Source organism: Streptomyces sp. NPDC015139, assembly GCF_043079785.1.
GTDB lineage: Bacteria > Actinomycetota > Actinomycetes > Streptomycetales > Streptomycetaceae > Streptomyces > Streptomyces albidocamelliae.
The window spans coordinates 254205-270007 of sequence record NZ_JBIBUW010000005.1; the positions used below are offsets into that span (position 1 = coordinate 254205).

Annotated in this window: 14 protein-coding genes; 7 read left to right on the forward strand and 7 right to left on the reverse strand. The window is 74.7% G+C overall.

Annotation, left to right across the window (positions count from 1 at the left end):
• The first annotated feature begins 148 nt into the window (after window positions 1–148).
• From trpC to lgt, 6 genes are all read left to right on the forward strand, one after another.
• Complete coding sequence (trpC, locus tag ACF08B_RS16100) at window positions 149–958, forward strand: indole-3-glycerol phosphate synthase TrpC (protein WP_392317904.1); 810 nt, start codon at window positions 149–151, stop codon at window positions 956–958.
• A 22-nt stretch (window positions 959–980) separates the two neighbouring features.
• Window positions 981–1163, forward strand: coding sequence for a tryptophan biosynthesis modulator TrpM (gene trpM / locus ACF08B_RS16105; protein ID WP_073894086.1), 183 nt, complete (start codon window positions 981–983; stop codon window positions 1161–1163).
• A 701-nt stretch (window positions 1164–1864) separates the two neighbouring features.
• Window positions 1865–3148: a tryptophan synthase subunit beta gene (gene trpB, locus ACF08B_RS16110; protein WP_392317905.1), complete on the forward strand. Its 1284-nt coding sequence runs from the start codon at window positions 1865–1867 to the stop codon at window positions 3146–3148.
• Window positions 3145–3963 carry a tryptophan synthase subunit alpha gene (trpA, locus tag ACF08B_RS16115; protein ID WP_093478439.1) on the forward strand — a complete coding sequence of 273 codons (819 nt, stop codon included), beginning with the start codon at window positions 3145–3147 and terminating at the stop codon, window positions 3961–3963. Before trpB ends, trpA begins: the two co-directional genes overlap by 4 nt.
• 120 nt (window positions 3964–4083) lie before the next feature.
• A complete protein-coding gene (locus ACF08B_RS16120) occupies window positions 4084–4857 on the forward strand; it encodes a DsbA family protein (protein ID WP_392161626.1) in 774 nt (257 codons plus the stop codon).
• An 82-nt stretch (window positions 4858–4939) separates the two neighbouring features.
• Complete coding sequence (gene lgt / locus ACF08B_RS16125; protein WP_392317906.1) at window positions 4940–5941, forward strand: prolipoprotein diacylglyceryl transferase; 1002 nt, start codon at window positions 4940–4942, stop codon at window positions 5939–5941.
• A gap of 87 nt (window positions 5942–6028) precedes the next feature.
• On the opposite strand, the gene ACF08B_RS16130 is transcribed toward lgt, so the two are convergent.
• From ACF08B_RS16130 to ACF08B_RS16160, 7 genes are read right to left on the reverse strand one after another with little or no spacing between them, the layout of a single operon-like run.
• Window positions 6029–6841, reverse strand: a complete 813-nt coding sequence (locus tag ACF08B_RS16130; RefSeq protein WP_392317907.1) for an HpcH/HpaI aldolase/citrate lyase family protein — start codon at window positions 6839–6841, stop codon at window positions 6029–6031.
• Window positions 6838–8043 (reverse strand): CaiB/BaiF CoA transferase family protein, encoded by a 1206-nt coding sequence (locus tag ACF08B_RS16135; protein ID WP_392317908.1) that lies wholly within the window; start codon window positions 8041–8043, stop codon window positions 6838–6840. Before ACF08B_RS16135 ends, ACF08B_RS16130 begins: the two co-directional genes overlap by 4 nt.
• On the reverse strand, window positions 8040–8933 hold the full coding sequence (rbsK, locus tag ACF08B_RS16140; RefSeq protein WP_392317909.1) for a ribokinase: 894 nt from the start codon (window positions 8931–8933) through the stop codon (window positions 8040–8042). Before rbsK ends, ACF08B_RS16135 begins: the two co-directional genes overlap by 4 nt.
• Window positions 8930–10303: an ADP-ribosylglycohydrolase family protein gene (locus ACF08B_RS16145; RefSeq protein ID WP_392317910.1), complete on the reverse strand. Its 1374-nt coding sequence runs from the start codon at window positions 10301–10303 to the stop codon at window positions 8930–8932. The genes rbsK and ACF08B_RS16145 overlap by 4 nt, the downstream gene beginning before the upstream one ends.
• Window positions 10291–11520, reverse strand: a complete 1230-nt coding sequence (locus ACF08B_RS16150; protein WP_392317911.1) for an ADP-ribosylglycohydrolase family protein — start codon at window positions 11518–11520, stop codon at window positions 10291–10293. Before ACF08B_RS16150 ends, ACF08B_RS16145 begins: the two co-directional genes overlap by 13 nt.
• A gap of 7 nt (window positions 11521–11527) precedes the next feature.
• Complete coding sequence (locus ACF08B_RS16155) at window positions 11528–12646, reverse strand: ADP-ribosylglycohydrolase family protein (protein ID WP_392317912.1); 1119 nt, start codon at window positions 12644–12646, stop codon at window positions 11528–11530.
• Window positions 12643–14676, reverse strand: coding sequence for an ADP-ribosylglycohydrolase family protein (locus tag ACF08B_RS16160; RefSeq protein WP_392317913.1), 2034 nt, complete (start codon window positions 14674–14676; stop codon window positions 12643–12645). The genes ACF08B_RS16155 and ACF08B_RS16160 overlap by 4 nt, the downstream gene beginning before the upstream one ends.
• A gap of 254 nt (window positions 14677–14930) precedes the next feature.
• Here ACF08B_RS16160 and ACF08B_RS16165 point away from each other — a divergent pair, with 254 nt between their 5' ends.
• Window positions 14931–15662 carry a VIT1/CCC1 transporter family protein gene (locus tag ACF08B_RS16165; protein ID WP_392317914.1) on the forward strand — a complete coding sequence of 244 codons (732 nt, stop codon included), beginning with the start codon at window positions 14931–14933 and terminating at the stop codon, window positions 15660–15662.
• Window positions 15663–15803: the final 141 nt, after the last annotated feature.

Here is a 15803-nt window from a genome sequence, read left to right on the forward strand (position 1 = left end):
GCCCGCCGGGCGGTCACGGGGTGAAATGTCCAGGTAGTGGGACCGCCGTCCGCCGGATGCGAGGCCACCCCGTTCCTGCGGATACCATCGCAGTGACCAGAGGTTTTCAGAACCTGAAGGAACCACCGTCCGGAAGGGGGCCGCTCGCGTGAGTGTGCTCGACGAGATCATCGACGGAGTCCGTGCCGACCTCGCGGAGCGGCAGGCACGCGTCAGCCTCGACGAGCTCAAGGAGCGCGCGGCCAAGGCCCCCGCCGCCAAGGACGGGGTGGCCGCGCTCAAGGGCGACGGCGTGAAGGTGATCTGCGAGGTCAAGCGCTCGAGCCCCTCCAAGGGCGCGCTGGCCGCGATCGCCGACCCGGCCGGGCTGGCCGCGGACTACGAGGCGGGCGGCGCGGCCGTCATCTCCGTCCTCACCGAACAGCGCCGCTTCGGCGGCTCGCTGGACGATCTGGAGGCCGTCCGCGCGCGCGTGGACATCCCGGTCCTGCGCAAGGACTTCATCGTCACGTCCTACCAGCTGTGGGAGGCCCGGGCGTACGGCGCCGACCTCGCGCTGCTGATCGTGGCCGCCCTCGACCAGCCGGCCCTGGAGTCGCTGATCGAGCGGGCCGTGTCCATCGGGCTCACCCCGCTCGTCGAGGTGCACGACGAGGACGAGGTCGAGCGGGCCGTGGACGCGGGCGCCAAGATCATCGGTGTGAACGCGCGCAACCTCAAGACGCTGGAGGTCGACCGCGGCACCTTCGAGCGGGTCGCCCCGGAGATCCCCGACCACCTCGTGCGGGTCGCCGAGTCCGGTGTCCGCGGACCGCACGACCTGATCGCCTACGCCAACGCCGGTGCGGACGCGGTCCTGGTGGGCGAGTCCCTCGTCACCGGACGCGACCCCAAGGCCGCCGTCTCCGACCTGGTCGCCGCGGGCGAGCACCCCGCGCTCCGGCACGGCCGGGGCTGATCCTTCGGTAGGCTTGGTGCCGATGATGCTTCCGATCACCCCGGCGACGCGGGACCCGTATGCCCGCCTCGCCCGCGGCTGCCGGCCCCGCGGCTGCCGTGCCCCCGCGCGACGGGTGCACGGGCGGCGGGTCCGCTATGTGATCGGCGACGAGCCCGGCCAGGTGAACGGCATGCGATGGCGTCCCGCCGTGTGCGCCGGCTGAGCGGCCGTATTCTTCCGGCCCTCGGCTGACCCCCACCCTCGCCCCACCCGGGCCGACCCGGGGCTCCGGCCCCTCGGCCCTCGCCCACCCACCGGCTTTCCGGCCCGCGACGGCTCGCTGCTCGGCCCGCCGAGCGGTGACCCACCCGGGTCCGCGACGCGGGTGGCCCTGCGGGCTCGCGCCCGGTCCGGCCCACGGCTCGGCCGTCGGGAGCGCCCCACGGGATCCTTGTCCGGACGCGGCCCCTTCGGGGTCGTGCGCGGCCGACCGGAGAGCGACCCACCGGGTTCGTGACACGGCCGATCGGATGCGGTCCCCACGGGGTCGTGAGCCGGTCGCCCGGAGAACGGCCCACCGGGTTCGTGACCGCTCGACCGGAGCGGCCGGTCAAGGACCGCGCCCCGTCGGGTCGCCGATCGCAGAACGGCCCCGCCGGGTCGGCGACCGTCGATCGGACACGGACCCCGGGACGACCGGTGGCCGGCCGGCCGGCGGTGACCTGGCCGGATCGTGGCTCGGTCCGCCGGTCCGCCGGCGGAAGTCGTGCGGTGGGCGGAGCCCGGTAGCCCGGGAGGGTGCTTGTCCGGGCCCTGCCGACAGGCGGGGCCGGGCGGGTGGGAGAACACCGGCGAGGCCGGCGCACGCGTACCCGTACCCCAAGCCCAGCGACCCGGGGCCACCGGCCCCTGCGAGGTATCCGTATGCCCAGCGAGTTCTTCATCCCCGATCCCACCGGCCAGGTGCCCAGCGCCGAGGGCTACTTCGGCGCGTTCGGCGGCAAGTTCATCCCGGAGGCGCTCGTCGCCGCCGTGGACGAGGTCGCCGTCGAGTACGACAAGGCGAAGGCCGACCCCGAGTTCGCCCGCGAGCTCGACGACCTGCTCGTCCACTACACCGGCCGCCCCAGCTCCCTCACCGAGGTGCCCAGGTTCGCCGAACACGCCGGTGGCGCCCGGGTGTTCCTCAAGCGCGAGGACCTCAACCACACCGGCTCCCACAAGATCAACAACGTCCTCGGCCAGGCCCTGCTCACCAGGCGCATGGGCAAGACCCGGGTCATCGCCGAGACCGGCGCCGGCCAGCACGGCGTCGCGACGGCCACCGCCTGCGCGCTCTTCGGCCTCGACTGCACCATCTACATGGGCGAGATCGACACCCAGCGCCAGGCCCTCAACGTGGCCCGCATGCGCATGCTCGGCGCCGAGGTGGTCGCCGTGAAGTCCGGCAGCCGCACCCTGAAGGACGCCATCAACGAGGCGTTCCGCGACTGGGTCGCCAACGTCGACCGCACGCACTACCTCTTCGGCACCGTCGCCGGGCCCCATCCCTTCCCGGCCATGGTGCGCGACTTCCACCGGGTGATCGGCGTCGAGGCCCGCCGCCAGATCCTGGAGCGCGCCGGACGCCTGCCCGACGCGGCGATCGCCTGCGTCGGCGGCGGCTCCAACGCCATCGGCCTCTTCCACGCCTTCATCCCCGACGCCGGCGTCCGCCTGATCGGCTGCGAGCCGGCGGGCCACGGCATCGAGACCGGCGAGCACGCGGCCACCCTGACCGCCGGCGAGCCCGGCATCCTGCACGGCTCCCGGTCCTACGTCCTGCAGGACGAGGAGGGCCAGATCACCGAGCCGTACTCGATCTCGGCCGGTCTGGACTACCCGGGCATCGGCCCCGAGCACTCCTACCTCAAGGACTCCGGCCGCGGTGAGTACCGCGCGGTCACCGACGACGCCGCCATGCAGGCCCTGCGCCTGCTGTCACGCACCGAGGGCATCATCCCGGCCATCGAGAGCGCCCACGCCCTCGCCGGCGCCCTGGACGTCGGCAAGGAGCTGGGCAGGGACGGCCTGATCGTCGTCAACCTGTCGGGGCGCGGCGACAAGGACATGGACACCGCCGCGCGCTACTTCGGCCTCTACGACACCGACGCCGAGGTGGCCGCCAACGAAGCCGACACCGCCGAGATCGAGGGGGACGCCAAGTGAGCGGCAACATCCAGCTGCTGGCGGACACGCTCGCCGCCGCCAAGGCGGAGGGCCGGGCCGCGCTCATCGCCTACCTCCCCGCCGGGTTCCCGACCGTGGACGGCGGCATCGAGGCGATCAAGGCCGTCTTCGACGGCGGGGCCGACGTCGTCGAGGTCGGTCTGCCGCACAGCGACCCCGTCCTGGACGGACCGGTCATCCAGACCGCCGACGACATCGCCCTGCGCGGCGGCGTCAAGATCGCGGACGTCATGCGCACGGTCAAGGAGGCCCACGCGGCCACCGGCAAGCCCGTGCTCGTCATGACGTACTGGAACCCCATCGACCGCTACGGCGTCGAGCGCTTCACGGCCGAGCTGGCCGAGGCGGGCGGCGCGGGCTGCATCCTGCCCGACCTGCCGGTGCAGGAGTCCGCCCTGTGGCGGGAGCACGCCGAGAAGCACGGCCTCGCGACCGTCTTCGTCGTCGCCCCCAGCAGCAAGGACGAGCGGCTCGCCCGGATCACCGCGGCGGGCAGCGGCTTCGTCTACGCCGCCTCGCTGATGGGCGTCACCGGCACCCGCGAGTCGGTCGGCGCACAGGCCCAGGACCTGGTCGAGCGCACCCGCGCCGCCGGCTCCGCGCTGCCCGTGTGCGTCGGACTCGGCGTCTCGGACGCGACCCAGGCCGCCGAGGTCGCCGGCTTCGCCGACGGCGTCATCGTCGGCTCGGCCTTCGTGAAGCGGATGCTGGACGCACCCGACGACGCGACCGGCCTGGAGGCGGTCCGCGCGCTCGCCGGGGAACTCGCCAAGGGCGTGCGCGGACAGGCGTAACCGCAGGTCACCTGTCCTATCAGCACATCCCGCACGACCACCGTGGAACATTCGGTCACTCGAACGAGTGGACCTCGGTCCGGGGAGGCGCGCTGCGCCTCCCCGGTTCGTTCTGGGGGTGTGAGCGAGAAGAACCGTGACGGAAAGCGCACCGCCCGGGAGCGGCTGGCGGTCGAGCGTGAGAAGCAGAAGTCCGCGGACAGGCGTCGGCGCACGCTGATCGTGGGCGCGAGCGTCGTCTGCGTCCTGGCCCTCGCGGCGGTGATCGGCGTGCTCGCCGCGAACGCCGGCAAGGACAAGGGCGGCAGCGCGGGCCCGGCCGTGGCGCCCTCGGGCGCGCAGGGCAAGGACAGCCTCGCGATCCCGGTCGGCAAGGACGGCGCCAAGTCGACGCTCACCGTCTGGGAGGACTTCCGCTGCCCGGCCTGTCAGGCCTTCGAGGCGGCGTACCGGCCCACGCTCCACGAGCTGACGGACGCCGGGAAGCTGCGGGTCGAGTACCACCTGGTCCGGCTGATCGACGGCAACCTCGGCGGCACCGGCTCGCTGCGCGCGGCGAACGCCGCCGCCTGCGCCCAGGACGCCGGGAAGTTCCGCGACTACCACGACGTGCTGTACGCGAACCAGCCGAAGGAGACCGACGACGCCTTCGGTGACGACGCCAGGCTGATCGAGCTGGCCGGCAAGGTGAAGGGCCTGGACACGCCCGCCTTCCGCACGTGTGTGAAGGACGGCACCCACAACAGCTGGGTCGACAAGTCCCACGCGGCCTTCAAGGCCGGAAACTTCGGCGGCACGCCGACGGTCCTGCTCAACGGCAAGAACATCTACCAGGACCAGACGATGACCCCGGCCAAGCTCAAGCAGATGGTGGAGGACGCCGCCAACGGGTAAGCGTTTCTCACGCCCCCGTTATGGACCCGTAGCCGGGCGGCTTGCCGTCCCCACCGCCCGGCACGGTAGCGTCGGACCTGTCATGGAACTTGCCTACATTCCCAGCCCGTCGCACGGGGTGTACTACCTCGGCCCCATCCCGCTGCGCGGCTACGCCTTCTGCATCATCATCGGTGTGTTCGTCGCCGTCTGGCTCGGCAACAGGCGCTGGATCGCCCGTGGCGGACGTTCCGGAACGGTCGCCGACATCGCGGTCTGGGCCGTGCCGTTCGGGCTGATCGGCGGCCGGCTGTACCACGTGATCACGGACTACGAGCTGTACTTCAGCGACGGCCGCAACTGGGTGGACGCCTTCAAGGTGTGGCAAGGCGGCCTGGGCATCTGGGGTGCGATCGCGCTCGGTGCGCTGGGCGCGTGGATCGGCGCCCGGCGCCGTGGCATCCCCCTGCCCGCCTACGCCGACGCCGTCGCGCCCGGCATCGCCTTCGCGCAGGCCATCGGCCGCTGGGGCAACTGGTTCAACCAGGAGCTGTACGGCCGCGAGACGCACGTTCCCTGGGCGCTGCACATCACCTCCTCCGAGGGCGGCCGGGTGCCGGGCTACTACCACCCGACCTTCCTCTACGAGTCCCTGTGGTGCGTGGGCGTGGCGCTCCTCGTCATCTGGGCCGACCGCCGCTTCAGGCTGGGACACGGCCGGGCGTTCGCGCTGTACGTCGCCGCGTACTGCGTGGGCCGCGGCTGGATCGAGTACATGCGCGTCGACGACGCCCACCACATCCTGGGCCTGCGCCTCAACGACTGGACCGCGCTGTTCGTCTTCCTGCTGGCCGTGGCGTACATCGTGGTGTCGTCGAGGATCCGGCCCGGGCGTGAGGCCGTCGTCGAGCCGGGTGCCTCCGACGGCGCCTCCGAGACTGCGGCGGTCGGTTCCGCCACCGGTTCGGCCGAGGACGCCCCCGGGGAGCCGGCCGACGGTGTCCCGGACGGCCCGTCCGACGGCACGGAATCCGTCGCCGACGCCGACGGGAAGGCCGGGCAGGTGACGGAGGAGACCGCCGAGTCCGCTCCGAAGAAGAGCTGACCGCGGGTCGTACGTGACCGAGGGCGCCCGGGATCTCCGGGCGCCCTCGGTGTGTTCCGGGCGTGGGGCCGCGGTGGCGGGGTCCCGTCACCCTCTGCGGGCCAGCGACAGGGTCCGCTGGGCGAGGGCGACCACCGCCGCGTCGACGAAGCGGCCGTCGGGCAGGGCCTGGGCGCCCGGGTCCGCCGCCGCGGCCTTGATGATCGTCTCGGCCTGCTCGATCTCCGCGGGAGTGGGGAGATAGGCCCGCTCGATGACCGGCAGCTGCCGGGGGTGGATGGCGGCACGGCCCAGGAAGCCGAGGGCGCGGCCGCGGGCGCAGGACGCGGCGAGGCCGTCCAGGTCGCGGATGTCGGGGTGGACGGACTGCGGCGGCGGGGCGAGGCCGGCCGCGCGGGCGGCGACGACCACGCGGGAGCGGGACCAGTCCAGACCCGCGTCGGCCCGGACCCCCAGGTCGGCCCGGAGGTCGGCCTCGCCCAGGGAGATGCCCCGCAGGGACGGGTGGGCGCCGGCGATCTCGTGGGCGTGCTCGATACCGAGGGCCGACTCCAGCAGGGCGTACAGCGGGAGCGGCGTCGCCACCGCGACCTGCCTGATCTGGCCGGGCGAGGTCACTTTCGGCAGCCGCAGCCCGCGGACGCCCGGCAGGGTGGCCAGCGCCGTGAGGTCGGCGGCCGCCCAGGGGCCGTCCAGGGCGTTGACGCGGACGTGCACCGGGACCGGCTGGGGGGCGCGGAGCAGCTCGGCCGTGGCCGCGCGGGCGTACTCCTTGCGGTCCGGGGCGACGGCGTCCTCCAGGTCGATCACCACGACGTCGGCGCCCGCGACGAGCGCCTTGGTGACGACGCGCGGGCGATCGCCGGGGACGTAGAGCCAGGTGAGCGGGGTCGGGGTCACAGGGCGCCCTCCGCGCGCAGGGCGGCGATCTCGTCCGGGCCGAGGCCCGCCTCGGTGAGCACGGCCTCGGTGTCGGCGCCGTGCGGGCGGCCGGCCCAGCGGATCGCGCCGGGGGTCGCGGAGAGGCGGAAGAGGACGTTCTGCATGCGCAGGGCGCCCAGCTCGGGGTCCGGGACGGTGGTGACCGTGTCCAGGGCCTGGTACTGCGGATCGGCGAGGACGTCCCGGACGTCCTGGACCGGGGCCACCGCCGCCTCCGCCTTCTCGAACGCCGCCAGCACCTCGGCGCGGTCGCGGACGGCGATCCAGGAGCCGACCGCCTCGTCCAGCACGTCGGCGTGGGCGGCCCGGTCGGCGCCGGTCGCGAACCACGGTTCCCCGATCAGCTCCGGGCGGCCCACCAGGCGCATCACCCGCTCGGCGACCGACTGCGCCGAGGTGGAGACGGCGACCCAGGCGCCGTCGGCGGTGCGGTAGGTGTTGCGCGGGGCGTTGTTCGCGGACCGGTTGCCGGTGCGTTCCTGGACGTAGCCGAGCTGGTCGTACCAGGTGGGCTGGGGGCCCAGGACCGACAGGATCGGCTCGATGATCGCCATGTCGACGACCTGGCCCGTGCCGGTGCGCTCCCGTGCGGCGAGCGCCGTCAGCACGGCGCACGCGGTCGCCAGGCCCGCGACGGAGTCCGCGAGCCCGAAGGGCGGGAGCGTCGGCGGCGCGTCCGGCTCGCCGGTGATCGCGGCGAAGCCGCTCATCGCCTCCGCGAGGGTGCCGAACCCCGGGCGGCGGGCGTACGGGCCGAACTGGCCGAAGGCGGTGACCCGGGCGAGGACGAGCCGCGGGTTGGCCGCCGACAGCTCGTCCCAGCCCAGGTCCCATCTCTCCAGGGTGCCGGGGCGGAAGTTCTCGATCACCACGTCGGCACCGGCGGCGAGCCGCAGCAGCGTGGCGCGGCCGCCGGACGTGGACAGGTCGAGGGTGACGGTCCGCTTGTTGCGGCCGAGCACCTTCCACCACAGGCCGACCCCGTGCTTGGCGGGGCCGTGCCCCCGGGAGGGGTCGGGCCTGCGCGGGTGCTCGACCTTGATCACCTCGGCGCCGAAGTCGCCGAGCATCGTGGCGGCCAGCGGGCCGGCGAACAGGGTCGCGAGGTCCAGGACCCGCAGACCGTCCAGGGCGGGGGGTGTGGGCGTCGTCGTCCTCATGCGGTGTACTGCGCCTCGATCTCCGGGCGGTACGGCATCGACGCGGACGCCCCGGCCCGCTGGACGGAGATCGCCGCCGCGGCGGCCGCCCAGGACAGGGCCTCCCGCACCGGTTTCTCCTCGGCGAGGGCCACCGCGAGCGCGCCGACGAAGGTGTCGCCCGCACCCGTGGAGTCGACGGCGGGCACCTGGGGCGCCGGGACCACCAGGGGTTCGACGCCTCGCGCCAGGTAGAGGCTGCCGGTCGCGCCGAGGGTGACGACGACCTCCGGGACCTGGTCCAGCAGGGCGGCGGCGGCCTCCCGCGGGTCGGTGCGGCCGGTGAGGGTGACCGCCTCGTACTCGTTCGGCACCAACAGGTCGGTCGCCGCGAGGAGTTCGGCCGGCAGGGGCTGGGCGGGGGCCGGGGTGAGGACGGTGCGGACCCCGTGCCGGCGGGCCGCCTCGGCGCCCGCGACGACCGCGGCCAGGGGGATCTCCAGCTGGAGCAGCAGGGCGTCGGCGGAGGCGATCACCCCCTCGTCGCCGGGGGAGAGGTGGTCGACGGTGCCGTTCGCGCCGGGGACGACGACGATCGAGTTGCCGCCCTCGTCGTCGACCACGATGTGTGCGGTGCCGGAGGGGCCCTCGACGGTGCGCAGGGAGTCGGTGTCCACCCCGGAGTGTTCGAGGGTGTCGCGCAGGCGCAGGCCGAAGGCGTCGTTGCCGACGGCGCCGATCATCGAGACGGTGGCGCCGGCGCGGGCCGCGGCGACGGCCTGGTTGGCGCCCTTGCCGCCGGGGACCGTGCGGAACTCCCGTCCCGTCACGGTCTCCCCGCGCTGCGGGGCCTTGCCGACGTAGGCGACGAGGTCCATGTTCGTGCTGCCGAGGACGGCGATATGGGTCATGAGCGGGTCGCCTCCGGGTGGGTGACCAGGTGGGTGAGGTGGGCGAGGGAGTCGAATCCGGTGCCGTCGAAGTCGCCGACGGTGGTGGCGAGCCGGTTCTTCAGCGGGGCCCGCCAGCGGTCGGGGAGAGCCGCGGGGTCGCCGGCCAGGAGCCCGGCGACGCTGCCGGCGGTGGCGCCGGCCGAGTCGGTGTCCCAGCCGCCGGACACCGCGCGGGCGACGGACCCGGTGAAGTCGCCGTCCGCGTGGCTGAGGGCGGCGGCGACCAGGGCGGTGTTGGGGACGGCGTGCACCCAGTGGTGGGTGGCGGCGTAGGTGGCGTGGAGTTCGTCCACGACCGTGTCGAAGTCCTCGTGCGCGGCGGCCAGCCGGACGGCGTGGTCGACCGCTCGCGCCAGCCGGGACCGGGGCGGAACCACCGCACGGCCGGCGCGCAGGCAGCCGTGGACGTCGTGGGTGCCCGCGGCGGCGGTGGCGATGACGGCGGCCGTGAACATCGCCGCGTAGACGCCGTTGGCGGTGTGGGTGAGGACGGCGTCGCGGTGTGCCTGTTCGGCGGCGGCGGCCGGGTCGCCGGGGTTGCTCCAGCCGTGCACGTCGGCGCGGATCAGGGCGCCGATCCACTCGCGGAACGGGTTGCGGTGACGTGCGGTGTGCGGGGGCTCGATACCGCTCAGGAGGTTGCGGTAGGCGATGCGCTCCGCCGTGAAGGTGCGGCCGGGCGGGAGTTCGTCCAGCCAGAGCCGCGCCACGTCCGCGGTGGTGAACGACTTCCCGTGGCGCTGGAGGAGCAGCAGGTTCAGCAGGGGGTAGTTGAGGTCGTCGTCCTCGGGCATGCCGTCGATGTTCTCGGCGAGGGAGGTGGCGGCCGAGCGCCGATTCCAGGGGTGGGCGTCGAGAAGCGCGGCGGGGACGCCCCTGGCGGTGAAGTACCCGGTCAGGGGCCAGTTCCCGGCGGCCCGGGCGAGGGCGCGGACACCGTCCAGCGGGAGTTTCTCCACCGGTTTGCCGAGCAGGCAGCCGATGGCCCGGCCCAGCCAGGCGGCCTCCAGGGCGGCCGGGGCCGGCCCGGCGAGGTCCCGTGCGGCGGGCCAGTCCGGACAGGCGGCCCTGATCCCGGGCAGGTCCGTCGGCTCGTCCTCGGCCAGTCTGCTCGGCAGGTCGGCGAGTTCGTCCAGCAGGTCCTCGGCCAGCAGGCGCAGGTACCGGGACACGCGGTGCGGGGACGCCCCCGCGCGGTCCGGCGCGTCCGGGCCGCCGGCCGCGCGCCAGCGCGCCGCGACCGCCGCCGGCTCCCGGCCGTCCAGCCGGGCCTGGCGGAGTTCGTGGCCCAGGAGGTCCTCCGGCTGGACCCAGGTCAGGCGCAGCACGGGCGGCCTCCGAGCGCGGTGAACGCCCGCTCGTGGGAGCGGCGGCGCAGTACGTCCCGTTCGAAGACCTCGCGGGTGACGGCGGTGAGCGTGCGGGCCGGTGCCCACAGGTCCAGGCGGCTCGCCTCCGCGACGGTCTTCGCCCAGTCCTCGGGCACGGGGGAGCCGAGGGCGCCCGCGAGGGCCCCGGCCATCGTCGCGATCGAGTCGCAGTCGCGGCCGTAGTTCACCGAGCCGAGGACGGCGTGCCGGTAGTCGCCGCCGGAGACCAGCAACATGCCGAGGGCGACGGGGAGTTCCTCGATGGAGTGCAGCCGGGAGGGGCGGCGGGCGCCGAGGGAGGGCGCGCGGTAGTCGGGGCCGACCGTGTCGTACGGGGCGACCGCCGTGCGCAGCGGGCCGAGCGCCGACTCGAAGTCGCTGTGTCCGTACGCCACTTCGCAGACCTTCTCGATCGCCGTGCGGGTGCCGTCCCGGGCGAGGGACAGGCAGGCCGTCACGACCGAGTCCGGGGTGGCGTCCGGTGCGGTGGCGGCGGCGACGGCCGCGGCGAAGACCCCGGCCGCCTCTCGGCCGTACGACGACTGGTGCGCACCGGCGACGTCCAGCGCCTCGGCGTACGCTGCGGCCGGGTTGGCGGCGTTGACCAGGCCGACGGGGGCCATGTACATCGCCGCGCCGCAGTTGACGATGTTGCCGGTGCCCGCCTCCCGGGGATCGACGTGGCCGTAGGCGAGCCGGGCCACGAGCCACTTCTCGGCGAGGAAGACGCGGTGCAGGGGCAGCGCCTCCGCCTCCAGTTCCGGGATCCAGCGGGGGTTCGTCATCAGGTCCGGGACCAGGTGGTCGGCGATCGCGTACGCGTCGAGGTGGCCGCGGACGCGGTCGTAGACCCGGATCAGCGCGTGGGTCATCAGGGTGTCGTCGGTGACGTGGCCGTCGCCCTTGTGGTACGGCGCGATGGGGCGGGCGGTGCGCCAGTCGGCGCCGTGCCAGGGCCCGACGACGCCGTGGATCCGGCCGCCGTGGCGTTCCGTGATCTGGTCGGGGGAGTAGCCCTCGACCGGGCCGCCGAGGGCGTCGCCCACGGCGGCACCCACGAGAGCTGCGGTGATCCGCTCGTCGAGTCCGTGCCGGGGCGGTTCGCCGCGGTCCGCCTCCGCGGATCGCGGAGGGTCGGTGGCTCGTTCGGGGTCTTTGGGTTCTTCGGGCGTCATGCCCGAATCATCCTCCCGGAAGGGCCGGTTGCGCGGCTTCCAGCAGTCCGGCGAGTTCCACCAGGTCGGTGCCGGTGAGGCGGGGCAGGGCGCAGCCGGACAGGGTGCGGCAGGCGTCCCGCCAGGTCTGCGGGATCGCCGCGCCGCCGCCGAGGGCGCCGGTCAGCGCGCCCGCGAGGGCGGGGGCGGAGTCGGCGACCCGGGACAGGCAGGCGGCGGCGGGTACGGCTTCGGCGATACGGCCGCGCGCGGCGGTGGCGAGGGCCAGGGCGACGGGGACGGTCTCGGCGGCGGCGATGCCGTAGCTGTAGACGTGGTCGACGATCTGGTGTTCGAGGAGCGGGACGAGGGCGAAGGCCGATTCGCCGTCCTCGGCCAGTGCGAGCGCGTGGCGGGTGTTGCGGCCGATCTCCGTGTCCGCGGGAAGTTCGGCGAGCGCGGCGGTCACGCAGGTGCCGGTGTCCGCTCCGGCGAGGGCCAGCGCCAGGCCCGCCGCCATCGCGCGGGCGCCGTGCACGCCGTCGCCGTCCTGGGTGTACCGGGCGTCGAACTCGGCGAGGGCGGCGGCGCGTCGGGCGTCTCCGGGGTGGGCGACCGCGAGGACGCAGGCGCGGACGCAGGCCGCGTCGTCGAAGTAGTGCGGGTTGTCGTGGCCGGTGGCGGGCGGGCGCAGGCCGGCGGCGAGGTTGCCGAGCCCCGCCCGTACGGAGATGCGGGCGCGCAGGGGGAGGACGGCCGCCTCGATCTCCGGGGCGCGTTCCGCGGCGGCGGCGACCTCGCAGGCGACGGCGGTCCAGGTGAGGTCGATGGCGGCGCGCATACGGCGTTCCCGGCTGAGATCGCCGAGGACGTCGTCGTCGCCGGCCCGCAGCACCGCCTCGGCGGCGAACACGGCCCACTCGGCGTCGTCGGAGGGACCGAGGCGGAGGGGCTCGGGGGGCTGGTTGAGGGCGATCGGCACCGGGAGGGTGGTGGTGGCGTTCTGCTCCGCGAAGGTGTCCAGTTCCCGGGTCAGACGGCGGGTCCACTCGGGCATGCGGGCGGCACGGTGCCTCGCCGCGGGCCAGCCGGCGGCGTCTCCGGCGGCCAGACCGAGAAGGAGTCCCTCGACCCGGCGCGCGCTCACGACCGGCCCTCGCTGTCCTGCGCCCCACCGTTCCCGGCCCCGACCAGCGGGCTCTGTTCCCCGGCACCCGGGCCCCCCGCGCCGGGCCGGGCCGGGAGGGGCGGGGTCGCGTCCGCGGGGTGGGGGGCGGACGCAACAGGAGCGGGTGGGTCGGTGGGCCCGGAGGCGGACGGCGGGGGCGTGCTCGGTCCGGTCGGCCGGGGTGCGAGGGGGAGCGCGCCGGGTCGCTCGGCGGCCTCGGCCTCGGCCGCGGGCGCGGGTGGGGGGAAGTGTCCGCTCGGCCGGGGCGTGGTCGGGAGGGGGATCGGTTGTTCGGCGGGCGGCAGGGCCGGGGGGCGTTCGGCGGACGCGGAGGTGGTGGGGAGAGCGGGGGGTCGCTCGGTGGGCGCCGGGGTTGAGAGGCGTTCGGAGGGCCCGGTGGTGGGGACGAGTGCCGGGGGTTGTCCGGTCGGGAACTCGGCGGGCGTGTGCGGTGGTGGGCCGGCCGGCTCGGGGGCCGTGGGCAGGGCCGGGGGGCGTTCGGTGGTCGTGGAGGTGGTGGGGAGGGCGGGGGGTCGTTCGGTGGGTCGTTCGGTGGGTGGGGGAGTGGGCGCCGGGGTTGAGGGGTGCTCGCAGGGCCCGGTGGTGGGGACGAGTGCCGGGGGTTGTCCGGTCGGGAACTCGGCGGGCGTGTGCGGTGGTGGGCCGGCCGGCTCGGGGGCCGGGGGCAGGGAAGCCGGGGCCGTGGCCGGTCGGGAGGCGGACGGGAGGGAGGCCGGGGCGGCCGTCGGCGCGGCGGCCGGCTGCGGTGCGTCGTCGGCGGCGGCCGCGGACACGGCGGCCGGCCGTGGTGGGCTGTCCGTGATGGGCGGTGCCGGCGTGCTCTCCGTGGCGGGCGCCGCCTCCCGCCCGAGGCTCTGCGGCAGCACCTGCCTGACCTCGTGGACGTGCTGCGAGGTGTCGGGGACAGGGTCGGGAGCGGGCCCCCGGAGCAGCCCTCGCAGGGGTTCTGGCAGTACCTCCGGCAGGACGACGTCCGCGCCCCACTTGCCCCCCTCGCCCGGCACCAGGAGTTCCGCCACGTCCAGGACGTGGTGGCCCGCCATGGAGGGCAGGCAGCGGCCGCGGGCGGGACCGATGGCGGACGCCCAGTCGGGCGGGATCGCGGCCAGCCCCTGGGTGGCCCCGGCCAGCGCGCCGGCCACCGCCGCCGTCGTGTCGGCGTCGCGGCCCATGTTGACGGCCGTCAGCACCGCCTCCCGGAAGTCGCCGTCCGCCGCCGCGTACGCGCCGAAGGCGAGGGCGACCGCCTCCGGGGCCAGGTCGGTCCAGGGGTAGCCGCCGATGACCACCGCGGAGCGGACCGCCCGCTCGCCGCGGTGGGCCACGGTGACCGCGCGCCGCAGGGAGCGGGCCGTCCAGGAGTCGTCCGGGACGACCGCGAGGGCGGAGGCGATCACCACCGTCACCGGCGCTCCCGCCATCGCCGCGGCCACTCCCGCGGCGACCGCCTGGCCGCCGTAGATGCCCTCGCCCTCATGGCTGATCGAGCCGTCCACGGCCACCAGCCGGGCCGCCTCCCCGGGGCGTCCCGCCGCGAAGACCCCGAAAGGAGCCGCCCGCATCGCGAGCCCGTCGCTCCAGGCATGGCGGTGCTGGGCGGAGATGGGCGCGGCCAGGCCCCGGCGGAGGTTCTCCAGGGTGCCGCGTTCGCTGAAGCCCGCGCCCCGGAAGGGGCCCTCGGCCCGGTCCGCGATCCACTCGTGCCAGGCCGCCTCCACATGGGCCGGGGCCAGCGCGGAGCCGTGCCGGGCGAGCAGCAGCCCGGAGAAGATCGCGTACTCGGTGTCGTCCGTGCCGGACGGCCTGTCGGTGACGTACCCGGTGATACGGCCCCAGCGCGCGCGGATCTCGGACGGTCTGAGGTTCTCCGCGGGCGCCCCCAGCGCGTCACCGACCGCAAGGCCCAGCAGGGCGCCGCGGGCCCGTTCGCGGAGCTCGGCGGCGTCCCCGGGCGCCGGGACCGGGGGAGTACGGGCGATCGACACCATCGGGCGGCCTCCTTCGCAGGACCACTTTGCGGATGTGTCCCACGACAGCCGTCGCCACGAGCCTCCCCCGACGCGGAGTCACCCACTCGGCATCTGAGCAGCTCATCGCACGAACGAGCGACCGACGGCAAAAGCGCAGGTTAGCCCAGCCTTTCCTTGCTGGCGGGATCGGAATGATCAGCGTAGGTTCGGGGTTATCAAAAAGTAGAACTCGTCCAAAGTTAGCTTTGGCTAAGCTATCCCGGGGGTCCCGCATGGCCATCATCGACACCGAGGCCGCGCTGCACGAGGCGCACCGCGACAACCACACCCACCGCGACGTCAACGGCGGCTGGCTGCGCCCCGCCGTCTTCGGCGCGATGGACGGCCTGGTCTCCAACCTCGCCCTGATGACCGGTGTGGCCGGCGGTTCGGTGGGTCAGCAGGCGATCGTCCTCACCGGGCTCGCGGGCCTCGCCGCCGGCGCCTTCTCCATGGCGGCCGGCGAGTACACCTCCGTCGCCTCCCAGCGCGAGCTGGTCGAGGCCGAGCTCGACGTCGAGCGCCGTGAGCTGCGCAAGCACCCCCAGGACGAGGAGGACGAGCTCGCCGCGCTCTACGTCGCCCGCGGGGTCGAGCCCGCGCTGGCTCGGGAGGTGGCGCGGCAACTGTCGAAGGACCCCGAGCAGGCCCTGGAGATACACGCCCGCGAGGAGCTGGGCATCGACCCCGGCGATCTGCCCTCGCCCCTGGTCGCGGCCGTCTCGTCCTTCGGTTCGTTCGCCCTCGGTGCCCTGCTGCCCCTGCTGCCGTACCTGCTCGGCGCGACCGCGCTGTGGCCCGCCGTGCTGCTCGCTCTCGCCGGCCTCTTCGGCTGCGGTGCCGTCGTGGCCAAGGTGACCGCACGGAGCTGGTGGTACAGCGGTCTGCGGCAGCTCGCTCTCGGTGGCGCGGCGGCCGGTGTGACGTACGTCCTGGGCAGCCTGTTCGGAACGGCCGTAGGATAGCGCCGCCGGTACTTATGCATGGAGCTGTATAAGTAGCCGTTACTCGCTGGTTTCGAATGCTTAACCGGCGGGCATGAGCCGTAAGCACTGCGGGCAACGACGCCCGCCGCATCCCCGCGGGGTGGGCCGACGAGGCTTTCC